Source organism: Paenibacillus sp. GCM10027630, assembly GCF_042676305.1.
GTDB lineage: Bacteria > Bacillota > Bacilli > Paenibacillales > NBRC-103111 > Paenibacillus_S.
Genome location: NZ_JBHTGY010000018.1, coordinates 1 through 14,500 on the forward strand (window position 1 = coordinate 1; position 14,500 = coordinate 14,500).

13 protein-coding genes and 3 pseudogenes are annotated in these 14,500 nt (G+C 41.9%); 4 read left to right on the top strand and 12 right to left on the bottom strand.

Annotation, left to right across the window (positions count from 1 at the left end; genetic code table 11):
* Nucleotides 1–195, top strand: a pseudogene (locus ACFQ0C_RS09715) (transposase); the annotation flags it as partial.
* On the opposite strand, the gene ACFQ0C_RS09720 reads toward ACFQ0C_RS09715, so the two are convergent.
* The 4 genes and pseudogenes from ACFQ0C_RS09720 to ACFQ0C_RS09735 all read right to left on the bottom strand — a co-directional run bounded on the left by ACFQ0C_RS09720 (nt 158) and on the right by ACFQ0C_RS09735 (nt 3,267).
* Nucleotides 158–427 (bottom strand): hypothetical protein, encoded by a 270-nt coding sequence (locus ACFQ0C_RS09720; protein ID WP_379366234.1) that lies wholly within the window; start codon nt 425–427, stop codon nt 158–160. The pseudogene ACFQ0C_RS09715 and the gene ACFQ0C_RS09720 sit on opposite strands and share 38 nt — an antisense overlap.
* Before the next feature lie 120 nt (nt 428–547).
* Nucleotides 548–922, bottom strand: coding sequence for a YciI family protein (locus ACFQ0C_RS09725; RefSeq protein ID WP_379366236.1), 375 nt, complete (start codon nt 920–922; stop codon nt 548–550).
* 908 nt (nt 923–1,830) lie between these two features.
* Nucleotides 1,831–2,310, bottom strand: coding sequence for a hypothetical protein (locus ACFQ0C_RS09730; RefSeq protein WP_379366238.1), 480 nt, complete (start codon nt 2,308–2,310; stop codon nt 1,831–1,833).
* Nucleotides 2,311–2,471: 161 nt separating this feature from the next.
* Nucleotides 2,472–3,267, bottom strand: a pseudogene (locus tag ACFQ0C_RS09735) (undecaprenyl-diphosphate phosphatase).
* Nucleotides 3,268–3,484: 217 nt separating this feature from the next.
* Here ACFQ0C_RS09735 and ACFQ0C_RS09740 point away from each other — a divergent pair.
* Nucleotides 3,485–3,869 (top strand): annotated as a pseudogene (locus ACFQ0C_RS09740) (transposase); the annotation flags it as partial.
* Nucleotides 3,870–4,305: 436 nt separating this feature from the next.
* On the opposite strand, the gene gerPC reads toward ACFQ0C_RS09740, so the two are convergent.
* From gerPC to ACFQ0C_RS09760, 4 genes are read right to left on the bottom strand one after another with little or no spacing between them, the layout of a single operon-like run.
* On the bottom strand, nt 4,306–4,725 hold the full coding sequence (gene gerPC, locus ACFQ0C_RS09745; protein ID WP_379366240.1) for a spore germination protein GerPC: 420 nt from the start codon (nt 4,723–4,725) through the stop codon (nt 4,306–4,308).
* A 48-nt stretch (nt 4,726–4,773) separates the two neighbouring features.
* On the bottom strand, nt 4,774–4,956 hold the full coding sequence (locus ACFQ0C_RS09750; RefSeq protein ID WP_379366242.1) for a hypothetical protein: 183 nt from the start codon (nt 4,954–4,956) through the stop codon (nt 4,774–4,776).
* A 13-nt stretch (nt 4,957–4,969) separates the two neighbouring features.
* Nucleotides 4,970–5,188 carry a spore germination protein gene (locus ACFQ0C_RS09755; protein WP_379366244.1) on the bottom strand — a complete coding sequence of 73 codons (219 nt, stop codon included), beginning with the start codon at nt 5,186–5,188 and terminating at the stop codon, nt 4,970–4,972.
* Nucleotides 5,172–5,633 carry a hypothetical protein gene (locus tag ACFQ0C_RS09760; RefSeq protein WP_379366246.1) on the bottom strand — a complete coding sequence of 154 codons (462 nt, stop codon included), beginning with the start codon at nt 5,631–5,633 and terminating at the stop codon, nt 5,172–5,174. The genes ACFQ0C_RS09755 and ACFQ0C_RS09760 overlap by 17 nt, the downstream gene beginning before the upstream one ends.
* A 640-nt stretch (nt 5,634–6,273) precedes the next feature.
* Here ACFQ0C_RS09760 and ACFQ0C_RS09765 point away from each other — a divergent pair.
* Complete coding sequence (locus tag ACFQ0C_RS09765; RefSeq protein ID WP_379366248.1) at nt 6,274–6,420, top strand: hypothetical protein; 147 nt, start codon at nt 6,274–6,276, stop codon at nt 6,418–6,420.
* 294 nt (nt 6,421–6,714) lie between these two features.
* On the opposite strand, the gene ACFQ0C_RS09770 is transcribed toward ACFQ0C_RS09765, so the two are convergent.
* From ACFQ0C_RS09770 to ACFQ0C_RS09780, 3 genes are all read right to left on the bottom strand, one after another.
* Entirely contained in the window at nt 6,715–6,888 is a 174-nt protein-coding gene (locus ACFQ0C_RS09770) for a cadmium resistance transporter (RefSeq protein WP_379366250.1), read from the bottom strand.
* A 180-nt stretch (nt 6,889–7,068) separates the two neighbouring features.
* Nucleotides 7,069–7,455 (bottom strand): S-layer homology domain-containing protein, encoded by a 387-nt coding sequence (locus ACFQ0C_RS09775; protein ID WP_379366252.1) that lies wholly within the window; start codon nt 7,453–7,455, stop codon nt 7,069–7,071.
* Between the two features lie 70 nt (nt 7,456–7,525).
* Nucleotides 7,526–12,712 carry a bacterial Ig-like domain-containing protein gene (locus ACFQ0C_RS09780; protein ID WP_379366254.1) on the bottom strand — a complete coding sequence of 1,729 codons (5,187 nt, stop codon included), beginning with the start codon at nt 12,710–12,712 and terminating at the stop codon, nt 7,526–7,528.
* 247 nt (nt 12,713–12,959) lie between these two features.
* Here ACFQ0C_RS09780 and ACFQ0C_RS09785 point away from each other — a divergent pair, with 247 nt between their 5' ends.
* Nucleotides 12,960–13,361, top strand: coding sequence for a VOC family protein (locus tag ACFQ0C_RS09785; protein ID WP_379366256.1), 402 nt, complete (start codon nt 12,960–12,962; stop codon nt 13,359–13,361).
* Nucleotides 13,362–13,575: 214 nt separating this feature from the next.
* Here the strand turns inward: ACFQ0C_RS09785 and ACFQ0C_RS09790 are convergent, their stop codons facing one another.
* A complete protein-coding gene (locus ACFQ0C_RS09790) occupies nt 13,576–14,385 on the bottom strand; it encodes an SDR family NAD(P)-dependent oxidoreductase (protein ID WP_379366258.1) in 810 nt (269 codons plus the stop codon).
* Nucleotides 14,386–14,500 lie beyond the last annotated feature (115 nt).

Consider the following 14,500-nt stretch of genomic DNA (forward strand, 5'->3'; position numbering starts at 1 on the left):
TTGCTTCTTCAATACCAAGAGCATCTAGCGAAACTTGATCAATCGATAGAGGCTTTGGCTGAAAAGTTAATGGAATATGAGTTAATCCAATCGATCCCCGGCATTGGCACCAAAATTGCTGCAACAATTTTAGCTGAAATCGGGGAAATCGATCGGTTCAATCATGCCAAGAAGCTAGTTGCGTTTGCTGGTGTTCTTTTACGTTCACTCTGACGGACGCATTCACCTTGATCGCTGCCAAAATCTTTTGGACTTGTTCCGGGCAATTGGTTGGCCATACGCCAAGAGCGTCCCCGACTTCGTAATGCAATCCACTCTTTTTGAGATCAAATACATAATGGCGTGTCTCTTTCTCGGAGCCCTTTTTATTCAGCTGCCGATTGCCCCATTCACTTATCTCTAACTCGAACCTCCGCTTTACTATCACTTGTGATAGGGTTCACCGTGCTGTCTGTAACGGCAAGTTGATGGCCATTCTGAGAAAATCAAACTAACGTTTACATAAGAATCGAGCGAATGTCCTCGTGAAATAAAATCTCCGGCGGTTCTAATCTGTCAATTTGAAGTAGTGAATTGGACGGATCTCGATCCCCCATCCGAATTGCTCACTCGCACCCACCTGTACGGCCGGATGTAAGGAGGCTATCCGAATTGCTTCCTCCATATCCTGCGCTTCTATGAGAAAAGCGCTGCCAATCATCTCCTTCGTTTCTATGAAAGGACCGTCCATAATCTTCACCTTCCCATTCGTCCGCCGCAAACATTTCGTTTCAGAGGTGAGGCCAGCATCGATAATTACTTGACCGCTCTTGTAAAGTTCCTCTAGGTGAGGCCGACATTCGTGCATAACGGCATCAATCTCTTCCTTGAGAAGAGCATCCATTTTCTCTGAATCTAAGTAACCCAAACAGAGGAATTTCATTGTTTATTTCTCCTTTAACGTTAAATTGAAGCATTTATTTTTGCCTCTATTTAATCAACGAACGAAATACAGCTAAATCGACATACCTTTGAGAGAAAATTTCAAAAATATAATCGACTGCGGCACCTCTCAACAGAAACTCTTTCTCACGTGCGTTGCCCGCAAGTACCACAGCACGTTTAAATTCCATCGTCGAGTCGTCCCAATTTCATGAGTAAATCTTCGCGGTTGCTCGGAAATAAATGATAGTTTTTCAAGGATGGTTTCGACAGCAGCTTATCCACGATTTCGAGTTCTGTCGCGATTTAATTCTATGATGCATCGAGAATCCAATCGCCTTCGTCTTTAAATCTATTCTGCTTGTTTATCCAAATTCCTTTCGTTCCGAGTTGGCCAGTTATATCAAAACCGTTAGAAAACGTTCATCGTATAGTTCTTGTCACCCGACATGATTATTATTAAATTTAAAGTAGGAGTGTGTCCTCTTAGCGAGGACACACTCCTGTGTTTGTTTTAACGTTAACTGTAACGATCGTATGCAGCTTGCTGAACCTTTACAACATCGGCCAGAGCCAATTTATTAATCTTTGCTACAAAGTCATCGAACTTCTCAATGGGTTCATTACCATAAACAAATTTATCGAACATGCACTATGTCTATCATTTGTCCCATTAAAAATTATGGCCTATTCCTCTAATCTGCTCAATCGTTCATTTCTGTTATCCATCGTTCTTTTTGTAGATAAACTGAAGTGAATCCTGTTGCAAGCACAGTCTATGGTTCTGAGAAAATCACCAGCATTTTATGTGAGAGGCAACAAAAAAAGATCATCAATAGACGTTCTTTCCTTGCTTAACTTATGTACTTAGTTAGTTGAATATCAAATCAAGAGCATCAAAATAATTAATTAATGAAGCTTAGCACCATTACTATTTACTATACTAATATTCTCTTCGCTAATCTTTGCATCGACCGAATCTTGTGTAATAGTACTAATTATATCTTCTAAAACTTTATTAATTATTTTGTCTTCAAATGTTGACTCCGTTTTCAGAACGACTGAACACGCTATATTATAACTGCCAGTATCTTTTAAATTTGACATAGGGCCTAGAACAATAAGAACATCATTACTTTCTAGTTTCGTTTGTTTTGCTATTAATAATACTAATTCAGACTGTTTTTTATTAAGCCACTCAAGCGTTCCCTTTTCTATAGTAAAAGAATTTACTATTTTACTTTGTCCATTTGATAATTCCTCAAGCATTAATGCTTCAATTTTAGGAGTGTTAACCTTACTGATAGTTCCAATAGATGCATAATATGAAATTATTAACATAACGAATAAAATAGAGAATAGTATAATTTTTTTAGGTTTATTTTTCAAGGTATTCAACATCCACTACTCACCATCTTCCGTTCAATTTACGCTATTTGTTCTACTTTCATATTTGCTTTCTGATATAAGTATCCGACGTATGTATCGGTTCCAGTAACAATTGGACGAAATAATAGCTTTAATCACCAAAAATTTATTTTTGTTTTTACTTAAGGCCGAATTACAAAAAAATAAAACAATGCTGCAATAAGGAAGCGATAATACGCAAACCATGACAATTTTAACCGCTTGATTAAATTCAAAAACGTTACGATAGCGCACATTGCTACGATGAAAGCCACTACCAGTCCTACTCCAAAAAAGCCCAAATCGTCTGCCGTCAAAAACTCCCTGCTTTTGTACAAGTCTAACCCCGTTGCCGCAAACATGATCGGTACCGAAACGAGAAAAGTAAAGTCTGCAGCCGCTTTCTGGCCAGCACCTAGTAACAACCCGCCTGATATTGTCGAACCCGAGCGGGAAAAGCCCGGCCATAAAGCAAGGCATTGGAACAATCCGATACCGAATGCTTGCCTGTAGGCAATGTCATCAACCGTCTCCGCCGTTACTTTCCTTTTCGCTTTTTCCGCAATAATCATAAGAATTCCGCCTGCAATCAAACTCACCAGAACTGTCGTCGGTCCGAATAAATACGTTTTTATTGCTCCGTGAAGCGCTAGCCCTACAACGACAGCGGGGAGCATCGCCAACCCGATATGTAATATATCTAGACGTCCTTGTTCTCGTTTAAAACGTAAAAGGTCGAGGAATTTACGCCAATACAGAACAACTACTGCCAATACGGCACCGAATTGGATAACAACTTCGAATGCTTTCGCCTTATCTCCGGAGAAATTTAGCAGATCAGCAACCAAAATCATATGACCCGAGGATGAAACTAGCAAAAATAAATTCGGTGAGACCTTCTACAATACCCGAAATAATAGCAACCAAAACACTATCCAATGTCCCCACTCCCTATATGGTTCATTAGTTTCATTATATCATCAAATCGTGGACTAGCGAATTTGACAGATATTCTGAAAACTTAACTAGTGAGGCTTCTCTATCGTCCGGTTTTTTTCAAATAGTCAGTCATATGCAGACAAATTACGACATCGAAAATAAAATGAACCGCTATTACCCAATCAGGGTATGTGCGGTACATCTCACCTTCATATTAATTGAGATGCATGTGATTCCGGGCGTCAAAGGGTAGACGTTAGTCGAGTTTGCCCCCGCCATCATATTAAACCCGTCGCGACCGTAACAGCGGCGCTTACCGCTCTTACAAAGCGCTCGGTAAGGAAGGCTACGACCACCAACCGATTGAATTTAACGCCAAGGATAATCCCGATCATCTGAAATGGCTGTACACGATAATCTCAATGTGAAAGCCTTTATTAGCGGTACGTTTCACGGTCTGGCCCCAAGTATCTCCAATCCTATTTAGACGAATTCTGCTTTCGCACCAGGGGCAATTATTCAATCGCCTATTATCGGCTTGTGTTTTAACGGCTACAATTACCATCGGGATCTTATCGCTTGAGTTCTACGAGCTAACTTGATATTTAAATTTTTCTTCAAAAAACGAAAATTCGATTTTTCAATTTCCGCCGATAAATTTCGTTAGTTCATTCGTTCGTTAGTTAGCTGAACCTTTCTCATAGCTTTGCCGTTTATTGTTTGAACTCTATTGTAAATGTACTTCTTTGCATTGGTATAGTAGATCTGCTCCTTATAATATCTCTTTTCTACTTGCTCTTATTTTTTTGTCTAACATAATATAGCCGAAAGATGAGTGCAACACTAAAAAGATTGAGGTTGCTAAAGCAACTTTCGAGCGCTTCTACATAGAGCTATCCGGTCAGTTCCAAGCGGAGGCACATGCCCTGGTCGGCCTCATTTCCGGCCGACTGCAGGTTGAATAAGAATTAACAAGTGCAAAATCGAAGTCTGCTCCTACCTCCAGATGGGGGCTATTTTGACGCTCAAAATCACTTATCAGGGGGTCTCCGTATCCTGTGAAAAAACCATGTTTTCGGCGGTATATTCCTGATCGGGTTTCAGCTTTTCGATCATTCCATGCAACTGCTCGGTAGTTGCAACGGACGTTATACCGATGTTAAGCGTACCTTTCAGCTCATTTACGTGCAGCTCCTGAATTTTGTAGGTAATATTCGGGGGTGTTGTGTGCTTTTGGTCAGCCGAATGATTATTCAGCTTCTCTTTGAGCTGGTTATCCAGATGATCTTTCAGTTGAGCCTGGAGCTGATCGCATAGGTCGTTGAGTACCGGTCCAAACAGTTGATCTTTCAACCGTTGATTTTCGGCCTCTAACTCGCATTGCTTAAATTCCAGAATAGCGATCTTTTGCTCGAATTGGCATATATAGGAGTGCAGATAAGCAATTGCATCATACATGATGCCGCCTCCTTCAGGTATGCAAAGATTTGGCTTTACTGCCACCGATCATTCGACTACAGGATGTGGGGGTGGCAACACTTCTTCTTCCGGAACCATGGAAGCAGTCTTCTCGTTCACGCCTTCCGCAATCTCCGTTGCCTTGTTGTCCGACAAAATGTTGTAGCCGATATTGAGGGAGCCCAGGTTGGCAATGGAGTTGATTTTAATATTGTTAATATAAAAGTTCATCTCTTGCCCTCTCCTATACGAGGTTGCTGGTTCCCTGATCGTTGACATCCGGATCCAGAACGTTGTTTCCGTCCGTATTAACGGAAGAAGTGGCATCCCCAATTATAGTGTTGCCACCTACTGCTTTAGAATTTGCGGCATTTCCGGTCAACAGGTTGTCTCCGAAATTGACAACGCCACCAGTAGCGACTTCATTGATTCTAATGTTAAATATGTTAAAGACGTTCGGCATAAAGCTCATCCTTTGGGCAATTTGACCGCGAAGTACCGGTCGTTCGCGCACTTGAGACATTTGAGGTGCGAAGATTGATATGACTGAAGGAAGCCGGGGCGAGCCTCGGAAATACCAAGGCTGGCAGCGCGAAACACATTTTGATACTGCCGGGTAGCCCTTGAATCCGAATGCTTCGAGAATTGGCCAAGACGAGCAGATTGCGCCTCGGCATCGCTGGCAAAATCGGTACATTAACAATAAGACATACCGGTTTCTCATGGATCCGATAGCCGGGTTGCCCTTGCGGGGGAGCATCCGGCTTTCCGGAATGCCGTTTCAATTCGCCTCGGATATCGGATTCGATGAGTTCAGACTTTTGCAGCAGTTGCAGATTGGACGCGATCTTTGGTCCTAAGATGCGTGTCATGTCGTCCCACGGAAAAGCCATCTTCGTCTTTTTCATCCGATTCCCACTCCCTTTCATTCATTCTTGTGATGTAGTGTATTCATTTTCCTGGGCATCTGTGCCTTAATTTATTGCCGGAGGAAAGTGGAGCGGACATGAAGAGAGGACAAGCAGCACCACGTGAAACAAAGCTACGAGTCAAAATATTATTAAACCTGGTGTATGTATCGTAGAAAAAGATCGCTCTCGTATTAAAGTAAGTATACTTATAAGGCTGAGTCCACTTACTTTGAGTTGAACAATTCCATTGATATATTTTTAAATAATTAAATGAATCTGTGCTTAGCGTATGGACATGGACACTTACCCTTTAGCGATCTTTCAAGCATGGTCGAGGTAAGGATGCCCGGTATTGACCCTTGAGTCCATGAGCACCGTCCGCATACAATATCAATTTAACATCCTTATTTTCAGCTTTCATATCCTCGGAGAATTTTTAATATCATCAATAATTTAATAACCATATTGCTTCCTTTTATGGAATTATTAAACAAGTTATTGTTTTATGTATTAAACTGCCTGTTAGCCATTCACGCATCCTGCTGAGTAGCATCACTTCAATGGAAGCATCCAAATCACTAATCGAATAATTTTCTTGATATTGGAAAATCTAATTTCGATGAAAGGAGGTACATGTATGGTTGAGTACACTAACATTCAAGACAACTCCGAAGAAATAATGAAGTGTATTGTTAATTGCGATACCGAGCAAGATCAGAAACAAAAAGATAAAAACATTTTGAACAGCATTCCAAGCGAAGAAGAATATATTGATGAACCGTAAATCACTAAGATTCAAAGATGGCGGTTATTCTATTGTGTCGAAGGATAAGCACTGGGCTACTTTCCTGTTATATCCGATCGGTCAAAATAACTTCTTAAATTAGTGAGACAGATTTATGCGAATATCCCAAGCAGCCAGGGACATAAGAACAACGTTCCTGGCTTTCGTTACTTTATTCAATCGTTACTTTATTTAATCATTGTTCTCCAAATAGAGTTAAATGGAGCTTCAGTTCAAAATTCCCTTAAATAGCATACCCGTTAGCTTTCCATGGTAGTTTAATGATCTTGGTAATTAGAAACCTAATAAGCTGAAACTGCCGCTATGATAAAGAATAAACAATCCGATACCAATTAAAACGATCGGAACGGCGACATGTCCGTATTTCTCCAATACCTTTGCTACTACAGGCGCCTTAACAAGTTTATAGCCAAGGAAACACCACAACACCAACATAATAAAGAACACAATTAGAGTAATTGCATTTACAACAAATAAGTTAATATAACTATCCTGACATTGTTTACCAAGTAATCAACCAAATTCTTTGCTTTTTAAATAGACAAAGAGGCTGCCCAAGGTCCTTCCAACCTTGCGGGACAGCCTCCATAACCATGGAAACACCTCTTACAGTTTATAACTTTCTTTTTACAATTTCTTAAGGATTCTAAAGATGATTACTGCTGTTTCCGCTCTTGTAGCATTTCCGAGAGGATTGAGGCCAGCTCCATTTCCTTCTACAATCCCTTGATGCACCATGGAAGCCACACCTTCTTCAGCGTAAGAAGCAACAGATCCTTTATCGCTATAGCTGGCAAGATCCGAGGTATTCCCTGTAAGCTTGAGCTTCTCTGATAATTGAAGCGCTCTTGCACACAGTACCATCATGTCTTGTCTGGAGATTTCTTGTTTTGGATTAAAGAGGTTATCCCCTACTCCAGTGGTAATACCAAGTTGTTTAGCAATACCTAGAGCCTGGTAATAATAATCACTACTGCTCACATCGTTGAAATTAGAGCTAAACTCAGCTTTCATATCAAGCGCTCTAACCAACATGGTGATAAAATCAGCTCTTGTTATTTTTTTATCCGGATCAAAGGTGGTGTCAGATGTGCCTTGANGTGCTCACATCGGTGAATTTTTTACCTTCAGAAGACGGCTGTGTGCTAGGATTCGTCGATGGTTTCAATGGTGCTGCTTCTGTTGGTGTCGTTTCTGTCGAAGGCGTTGGTACTGTAGGCGTCGCAGGTGTTGTCGTGCCCCCCCCAGTGCTTCCACTCGACTTTTTGTTGGAATGAAGCGTTACACTTACCTGAACGGATTTCGCGCTCTCTCCATACGCATTATCAGCAGTAACTGCATAATAATAGGTCAACCCGATAGAAACGCCTGTATCCAAGAAGTTTAAATTCTTGATTTTAGAAGCGATTAATTCGTAATTCCCGTCACTTCTTGCGGATCGATATACATTATATCCAGTCGCCTCAGTTACTGCATTCCACGTTAAGCTAACCTGATTATTCCCTGCGGTTGCAGTTGCGGTAAGTCCCGATGGAGCTGTAGGAGCTTGACCTTGTGGTGGTACAACCGGTGCCCAGATTGCATAAACCACCAGACCACTGCTGCTAACTGGTGTACTACTTGTAAACTGAGTTCCTAATCCATCTGGACTTGTAGACCATCCTGCAAAAGCATAACCAGGTCTACTCACAACAGGCAATATTTGGGTTACAAAAGCATTAGCCCTAGCTTCATCATAATACGCCGGAAGGGATTTGCCTTTTATTGTACTATCGTCAAAGGCACCACCATTAGCATCAAATGTGACATCACCTACATGTGTATGGTCTTTAGCAAGAGAAGTAAGCTTTAAGAAATCCCCAAATAGTAGATTGGATGAATAAGTTCCCGACGGAACCTCATTCTTCACATTTTTATCTCTTTCAAACACTGACGGTGCTGCTGTCTGATAACCAACCGGCATTGTTAAGCTAACAAAGAAATTATCTGTAGCTTTACGGCCTATATCGTTTGTTGATGTTTTCGAAGTTCCATCCCATAAATATATTGAATGGGGATTGTTTGTATACTGCTTTCTGCCATCGGTTTTTACAATAGCCGAATCTTTCATTGACTCAATAACATCACTTGTAGTTACAGTAGAAGCAGTGTCCTTGCGATATGAGTAGAAACCATTTATGACATATCCGCGTACTGGGACATTACTATAGCTTACAAAGTTAATATTAGCTCCCTTATTGTCGAAGGATACGTTATTTGTTGCAATCAATGTCGGATTTGAGTTGGATGTGAAGCCCGCACTTTTATTTCCAAAAGCTATTGAGTTAGAAATTGAGTGTGCGACCGGAACGCCTTCACCACCAAGCTTGAATCCGTTTCCATCTCCCCCGTCTGTATCCGGGTACGATAAGGTATGCCCGTTAGCATAGGCAATACAGAAGTCCAAAATAGAGGGACCTATGGGAACACTCTTAGCATATAAGTCCCATCCGTCGTCAATATTATGGTGCGCTACATCTCCAATAAATCTGTTATTGCTTCCGCTGGTCAGCTTGGCTGCAAACCCGTCAGCATCGTTTTCGGATGCATCCCTGTTGTCATATGCTTCACAGTTTAATATAACATTTCGTGAAGGCCAATATGCCAGTGAAGGCTGTGTGGCTGCATCTCCACGTGAAATCTGTATACCTGCATTTGTTGAGCCGTGCTGACTAATCATTTCAATAATATTGTCATTACCGCTGATAGATACACTTCCGCCTGCGACTTCAAAGTTTTTCACGTGCCAGAAGTTTGCCTGGACAGCGAGAGATGTAGCTTTAACTCCAGCCTGTCCTATAACCTTTTTATAGGCCTTCGCTGTACCGTCATTGTAACGCGGGAGAGTTAACCCACCGTAATTACCCGACGAAAGGTAAATTGTCCCGCCTGGGGCCAGCTTTGATACCGCATCTGTAAAAGTAGTAGGCGCTGCTGAGGTCTGCCCATTTCCTCCCCCTGCAGGTGAGACATAAAGCGTGTCAAAGCCCTGTACTACAGATACCGGAATTGGTGAAATGATTCTGTCATAACTAGAATATTGTTTAGAAGTACTTGGGAAGAACTCTACGATAATACCATTTGTAGAACCTACACCGCCTAGTTTCACTGGCTGAGTCATTGGAACATTAGCCTTAACTTCCTGCGACGCAACGAGATTACTGTTCAAATAAATATTAGCTGTACCTTCCGCAGTGGAGGTATAAACCAAGTTATAGTCTGAGGATGTAGTGCTGGCAGCCGAGCGAACTGTTATCGCAGGAGTAACAGCTGCCTGAGCGATAATCGGACCTGGTATATCAGCTGCTGATGATGTTACTGATAATTCTATGTTGGAGAACTCTATATGAGCGTTACGTGCTGTAAAGAATCCAACATAAATGTAATCCGGATCATAATAGTCCAGCGGGATGTCGTTCTCTTTTGAGTAGGTCTTCACATTCGTACCTTGTTTAATGGTTGCAGACCAGATATTATTCTTACGCTCAATAGTAATAGTAGATGTATTACCAGTACCTGTCTTCCCTGATCTATCAAACGGACTAAGAGTGACGTTATCGGTTGGCATGTTCTGGTTAGTAGCAGTAGCTCCTTCGATATATTCCGTCCGATTGTCACGGTAGAAAGCATTCCAGGAAGTACTGCCCCTCGCACCGGCCATAAACATGGAAGACGACCAAACGCTTGTATCGCCATCTGTTGCAATTCGGTCACGTGCCATAAGTCCAAAGGCTTCCTGACCATAAATGGCAGTTACTCCATCCGGATTACTGAACGTTATAACTTTTACATCCGCGGTCAGCTTAAAGTTATCATCCTTACTTAGTCTTTGATAATAATAATTTATACCGTCATGTCCGTCAGCGACCTTACCTGCGCCGTTTTTAGTTTCAAGATCTATAGTAGTACCAGGTGATATGGTTCCGTCATTAGCTTTTGGAGTTACGGTATACACGTTATTAGGTCCCTTACTAGCGGACTGACCGAATGTAACCTGCTTCCAGCCTTTTGTATAATCCTGCGCCACCTTCACAGAAACCGGTACAGTACCAGTTAAGCCTTGATATGAACCAATTCCCTGAAGAGTGATATTGTACAGGCCTGCTTTACTCATATCTACCGCCGATGTAACAGCATTGTAGTCGGTTCCGGCTGCAAGCACCGAGCCGTAGGTGCCATCGTTATTTTGCGCTTTGACAACCAGACCGGTGAGATCTATAGTATCACCAATGTTGTAGGTTGTTTTAGGATAGGCAGTAGCAACAAGCTTTGAATTAGCAACACTGATTATATCGAAGCCTACATCAATGCTCTTTCCTGCATAGGATAAAATTACTTTGCTTGTGCCGGCATTCTTTACGAAGTCTGTACTTGTGGTAGTGTAATTGACAGTATAGCCAGCCCCATTTCCAGTATCCATAGCTATTATTTTCTTTGTACCATCAGATAAAACCGCTTTGACAATAATACCTGAGAGGAGCTTTTTAGTTGCAGCTGCAGTGCCTGAAGCGTCAAATGATGTATCCCCTACATAATAAGAGGTTTTTAATGGTGGTTGAGAAATCTCTAGACTATTTACGGTAATATTCTTAACTTCCACATCAAAGGTTACCGTCAACGGATTAACACCACCGGTATTAGCCCCACTTCTTGTAGCAGTGATTGTTTTCTTTCCAGGTGTATCGAAGGCAGGTATGTTTAAAGTGTAATTTCCTTGCGCCGAACCTTCGTTCATTACTGGCTGCATACCTGAGGCATTATTGGACCTTATTTCAAGTCCGGTTCTATCAAATGCCTCTCCAACAGCATAAGTATTTTTCAGAGGTGGAATGGAAACATACATGTTAACACTATAGTCATATCTAACTGTATATTGTAATGGTGCAGATACCCCACGATAATAAACTGTTGTATTTCTTGTGCCTACAGCAAGATTATCATATCCCGAGATAAAGTAGTCAGTAGAAGGTGCTGCGTAATATGTTGCATCTGAAACTGTGTTGTATTTAACCACCATATCCGACCAGTCAGGTGTTGTATTCTGTATGAAAGATGCTGCTGCAGGAGGTGTAATAGTAAGATTCGCAGGAGTTGTTGAATTGGTCAACTCCTCAAATGTAAGGCCTTTAAATGTTGCTGTTGCAGTACGAGAAGTAAATGCTCCCACATATAGGTCCTTTCCTGAACTATTTGGGAGGCCTATAGTAGAAGTAGAAACCATTGTTACTGAATCCTTTTTATTTCCGGAAGAAACATAAACAGTATAGCTATTGCCAACCTTGACAATCTCAACCCTATAATCTACACCTGTTTTCATATTAATGGTTTGTGTGCTTGACGGCAGCTTTACAAGTGAGGTAGTAGGGCTAGTAACCCTGTAAGCAGCCGGATTAGCTAAATCTGCAGTACTGGATTGGAGCCATCCACCCATCAACATCTTTGATGCACCATCATAAGGTGTAGCACTAGCCCCAAATGCGTCACGTATCATTAAGCCTGCTGCACTCTGATTATTCAAGCTTATATCGCTAACGTTCATAATTGCTGAAATACGGAAATTTTTAGAGCTGTCTACCGTCGTATAGTAATAATTAATACCATCCGATGCTCCTTGAATCTTGCCTTTGTCATTCAATGAAGAAAGTGTAATATTACCAGTATTTTGATCAATTGCAAGAGTATTATTGGGATTGTAAACAGAGCTAGTAACACTACCTGCATCTTTACCAGAATTCTCAACACTTTGGCCAAAAACCATACTTGTCCATTTTACTAGTGAAGCCACCGTTTGAGTAGCAGCAAGGCTAAATAACCTACTTGCCACTCCACCACTTTTTGCAGTCACAGTAAATATCTTCATTCCTGTAACAGCAGCTTTTTCTAGGTCAATATCCAATGGATTGTCTGGACGAACTATTACTGCGATTTCAGACGAGGAAACATCCGGCATTGCTGGGACATTGACTGTGAATTCGGAATTAGCCGTTATCGGCTGTGATTCCACCGCCATGCCGGCTAAACCGCCGACTGATACGGTCAAAGAACCGCCCATATCACTGGTTACGCCAAAGGAGAAGGAACCTCCTTTGACAAATGTGTTGCCACCAGAAATGGTGATATTCGGTTGCGGATGTCCGCTTAGTGCGTCCGTACTAGCAAATACGGGAACTTGTATAAGCGATACGATCATTACCAGTACTAATAGTAGCGCCAGACTTCTTTTTAGTTTCATTTGACAACCTCCTTTGAGAAAGCGTTTTCAAATTATAGTAACATATAATCCATGATAGTCAATGGAAAATTGGAGCTTTGAATTGATTAATTCATCTGGTACCGCAAGTAAATATGTTTACTATGGAAACCGCAGGATGCATGACAGGAATGTCATACCTTGCGGTTTCTTTTATAAGATTCGCTTCTGCTGCCAGTAGTAGAGTATAGTAGGAATAGTTGAAAATATATTCTAGGAGGCTATAGCCATGTCACAGGAAATTTGGATTAACCTGCCGGTCAAAGATGTTGAGAGGTCAACTGCTTTTTTCAATGAGATTGGATTCCATGCAGTGAGCTTTGGTATCGAGAGAGCCAAGCTTGCCATAGGCCAAACAACGATTTTACTGTTCCTGGATGCGGCGTTTGAGAAATTTACAGGTTCAAAAACCGCAGATACTTCCCATAGCGCAGAAGTAATATTTTCCATTGGCGCTGAAAGCAGAGAAGAAGTAGATGCGTTTATCAAAAAAGTAGAGTTTGCCGGAGGAAGCATCTTTGGCAAGCCGAGTGAAATTGACGGCTGGATGTACGGCGCAGGATTTGCCGATCTGGACGGTCACCGCTGGAACCTGCTGTACATGGATGAGAGCAAAATGCCAAAACGCTAATATGGAAACGCCGGTCACCTGCTTAAGGTCACCGGCGTTTTTTTTACACCCCGTATAATCTCATATCTGTCATTCAAATCAAAATCTGGGTGAACTCATTTTGGCCGAATGGGAAAAGAGTGCCCGAACGAACGCCCATTGTCACCGTCTCCCATGATTTTTACCCATTCCTGCGTATGAAGAGCAAGATCTCCTAGGTTTGAAAATATTTAAATTAATCTGCGCTTGAGGTAATGTGCTCCCATTTTTCATATTCCTCCAGCATGGAATTGAGCTGTGTGCGAGCCATTACGAGTCCCATGCTCCCCAAAGCCAGTCTTCTTGGCGGATTGTCTGTGCCGGCAATATCGGCGACCGCAGACATTGCTTTTTCTACATCGCCGTAAGGCGCGGTTTTGGCAAGCTCATTGTACCAATCATAAGCCGTTTGATAATCGGGTATATCGCTTTTAACTTCTTGCGTATTTCCTTGGAAGCCTGTTTTGAAGCCTGCCGGCTCGACAAGCGTGATATTGATCCCGAGTTCCTTCACTTCGGCAGCCAGACCTTCGCTAAGATTTTCAAGGGCTGCTTTTGAACTGCAATAGATGGGCAAGGTCGGCAAGCTTTGTACACCGCCCATAGACGATATATTGATAATATGTCCGGAACGATTTTTCCTCATTTGCGGAAGCACAGCTTGAATCGTCCCCATGACGCCAAATACATTCGTTTCATATTGCCTGCGAGCTTGTTCGACCGTTACTTCTTCAAAAACGCCCGCTTGAGCGTATCCCGCATTATTGAGCAAAACATCAATTCGCCCATATTGACTCGTTACCGTATGGACAACCTGATGAACCATCTCCTGATTCGTTATATCTAATGCCAGCACCTGAATGTTAGGGTATTGATCAAATGCAGGAGCGGCTTTCTGCGGATCTCGCATGGTTGCTACTACATTCCAATGACGCTTGGCGAATTGAAGGGCCAATTCCTTGCCGAAGCCTGTTGACGTGCCAGTAATTAAAATGGTTTTACTCATCTGTATTCCCTCCCGATAGTGGTTTGAGCATCGCTCGAGAATGATCTTAAATCTTAAAGTCGACTTTAAGTCAAGCGCTAGTTTAAAAAATCATTCTTTTACAATACGCCTAAAA

Bases quoted from the DNA above. Each gene is read 5' to 3' on its own strand.
- ACFQ0C_RS09725 (WP_379366236.1), bottom strand. From the start codon at position 922: ATGAAATTCCTCTGTTTGGGTTACTTAGATTCAGAGAAAATGGATGCT.
- gerPC (WP_379366240.1), bottom strand. From the start codon at position 4,725: ATGTATGATGCAATTGCTTATCTGCACTCCTATATATGCCAATTCGAG.
- ACFQ0C_RS09750 (WP_379366242.1), bottom strand. From the start codon at position 4,956: ATGAACTTTTATATTAACAATATTAAAATCAACTCCATTGCCAACCTG.
- ACFQ0C_RS09755 (WP_379366244.1), bottom strand. From the start codon at position 5,188: ATGCCGAACGTCTTTAACATATTTAACATTAGAATCAATGAAGTCGCT.
- ACFQ0C_RS09760 (WP_379366246.1), bottom strand. From the start codon at position 5,633: ATGAAAAAGACGAAGATGGCTTTTCCGTGGGACGACATGACACGCATC.
- ACFQ0C_RS09765 (WP_379366248.1), top strand. From the start codon at position 6,274: ATGGTTGAGTACACTAACATTCAAGACAACTCCGAAGAAATAATGAAG.
- ACFQ0C_RS09775 (WP_379366252.1), bottom strand. From the start codon at position 7,455: ATGAAAGCTGAGTTTAGCTCTAATTTCAACGATGTGAGCAGTAGTGAT.
- ACFQ0C_RS09785 (WP_379366256.1), top strand. From the start codon at position 12,960: ATGTCACAGGAAATTTGGATTAACCTGCCGGTCAAAGATGTTGAGAGG.
- ACFQ0C_RS09790 (WP_379366258.1), bottom strand. From the start codon at position 14,385: ATGAGTAAAACCATTTTAATTACTGGCACGTCAACAGGCTTCGGCAAG.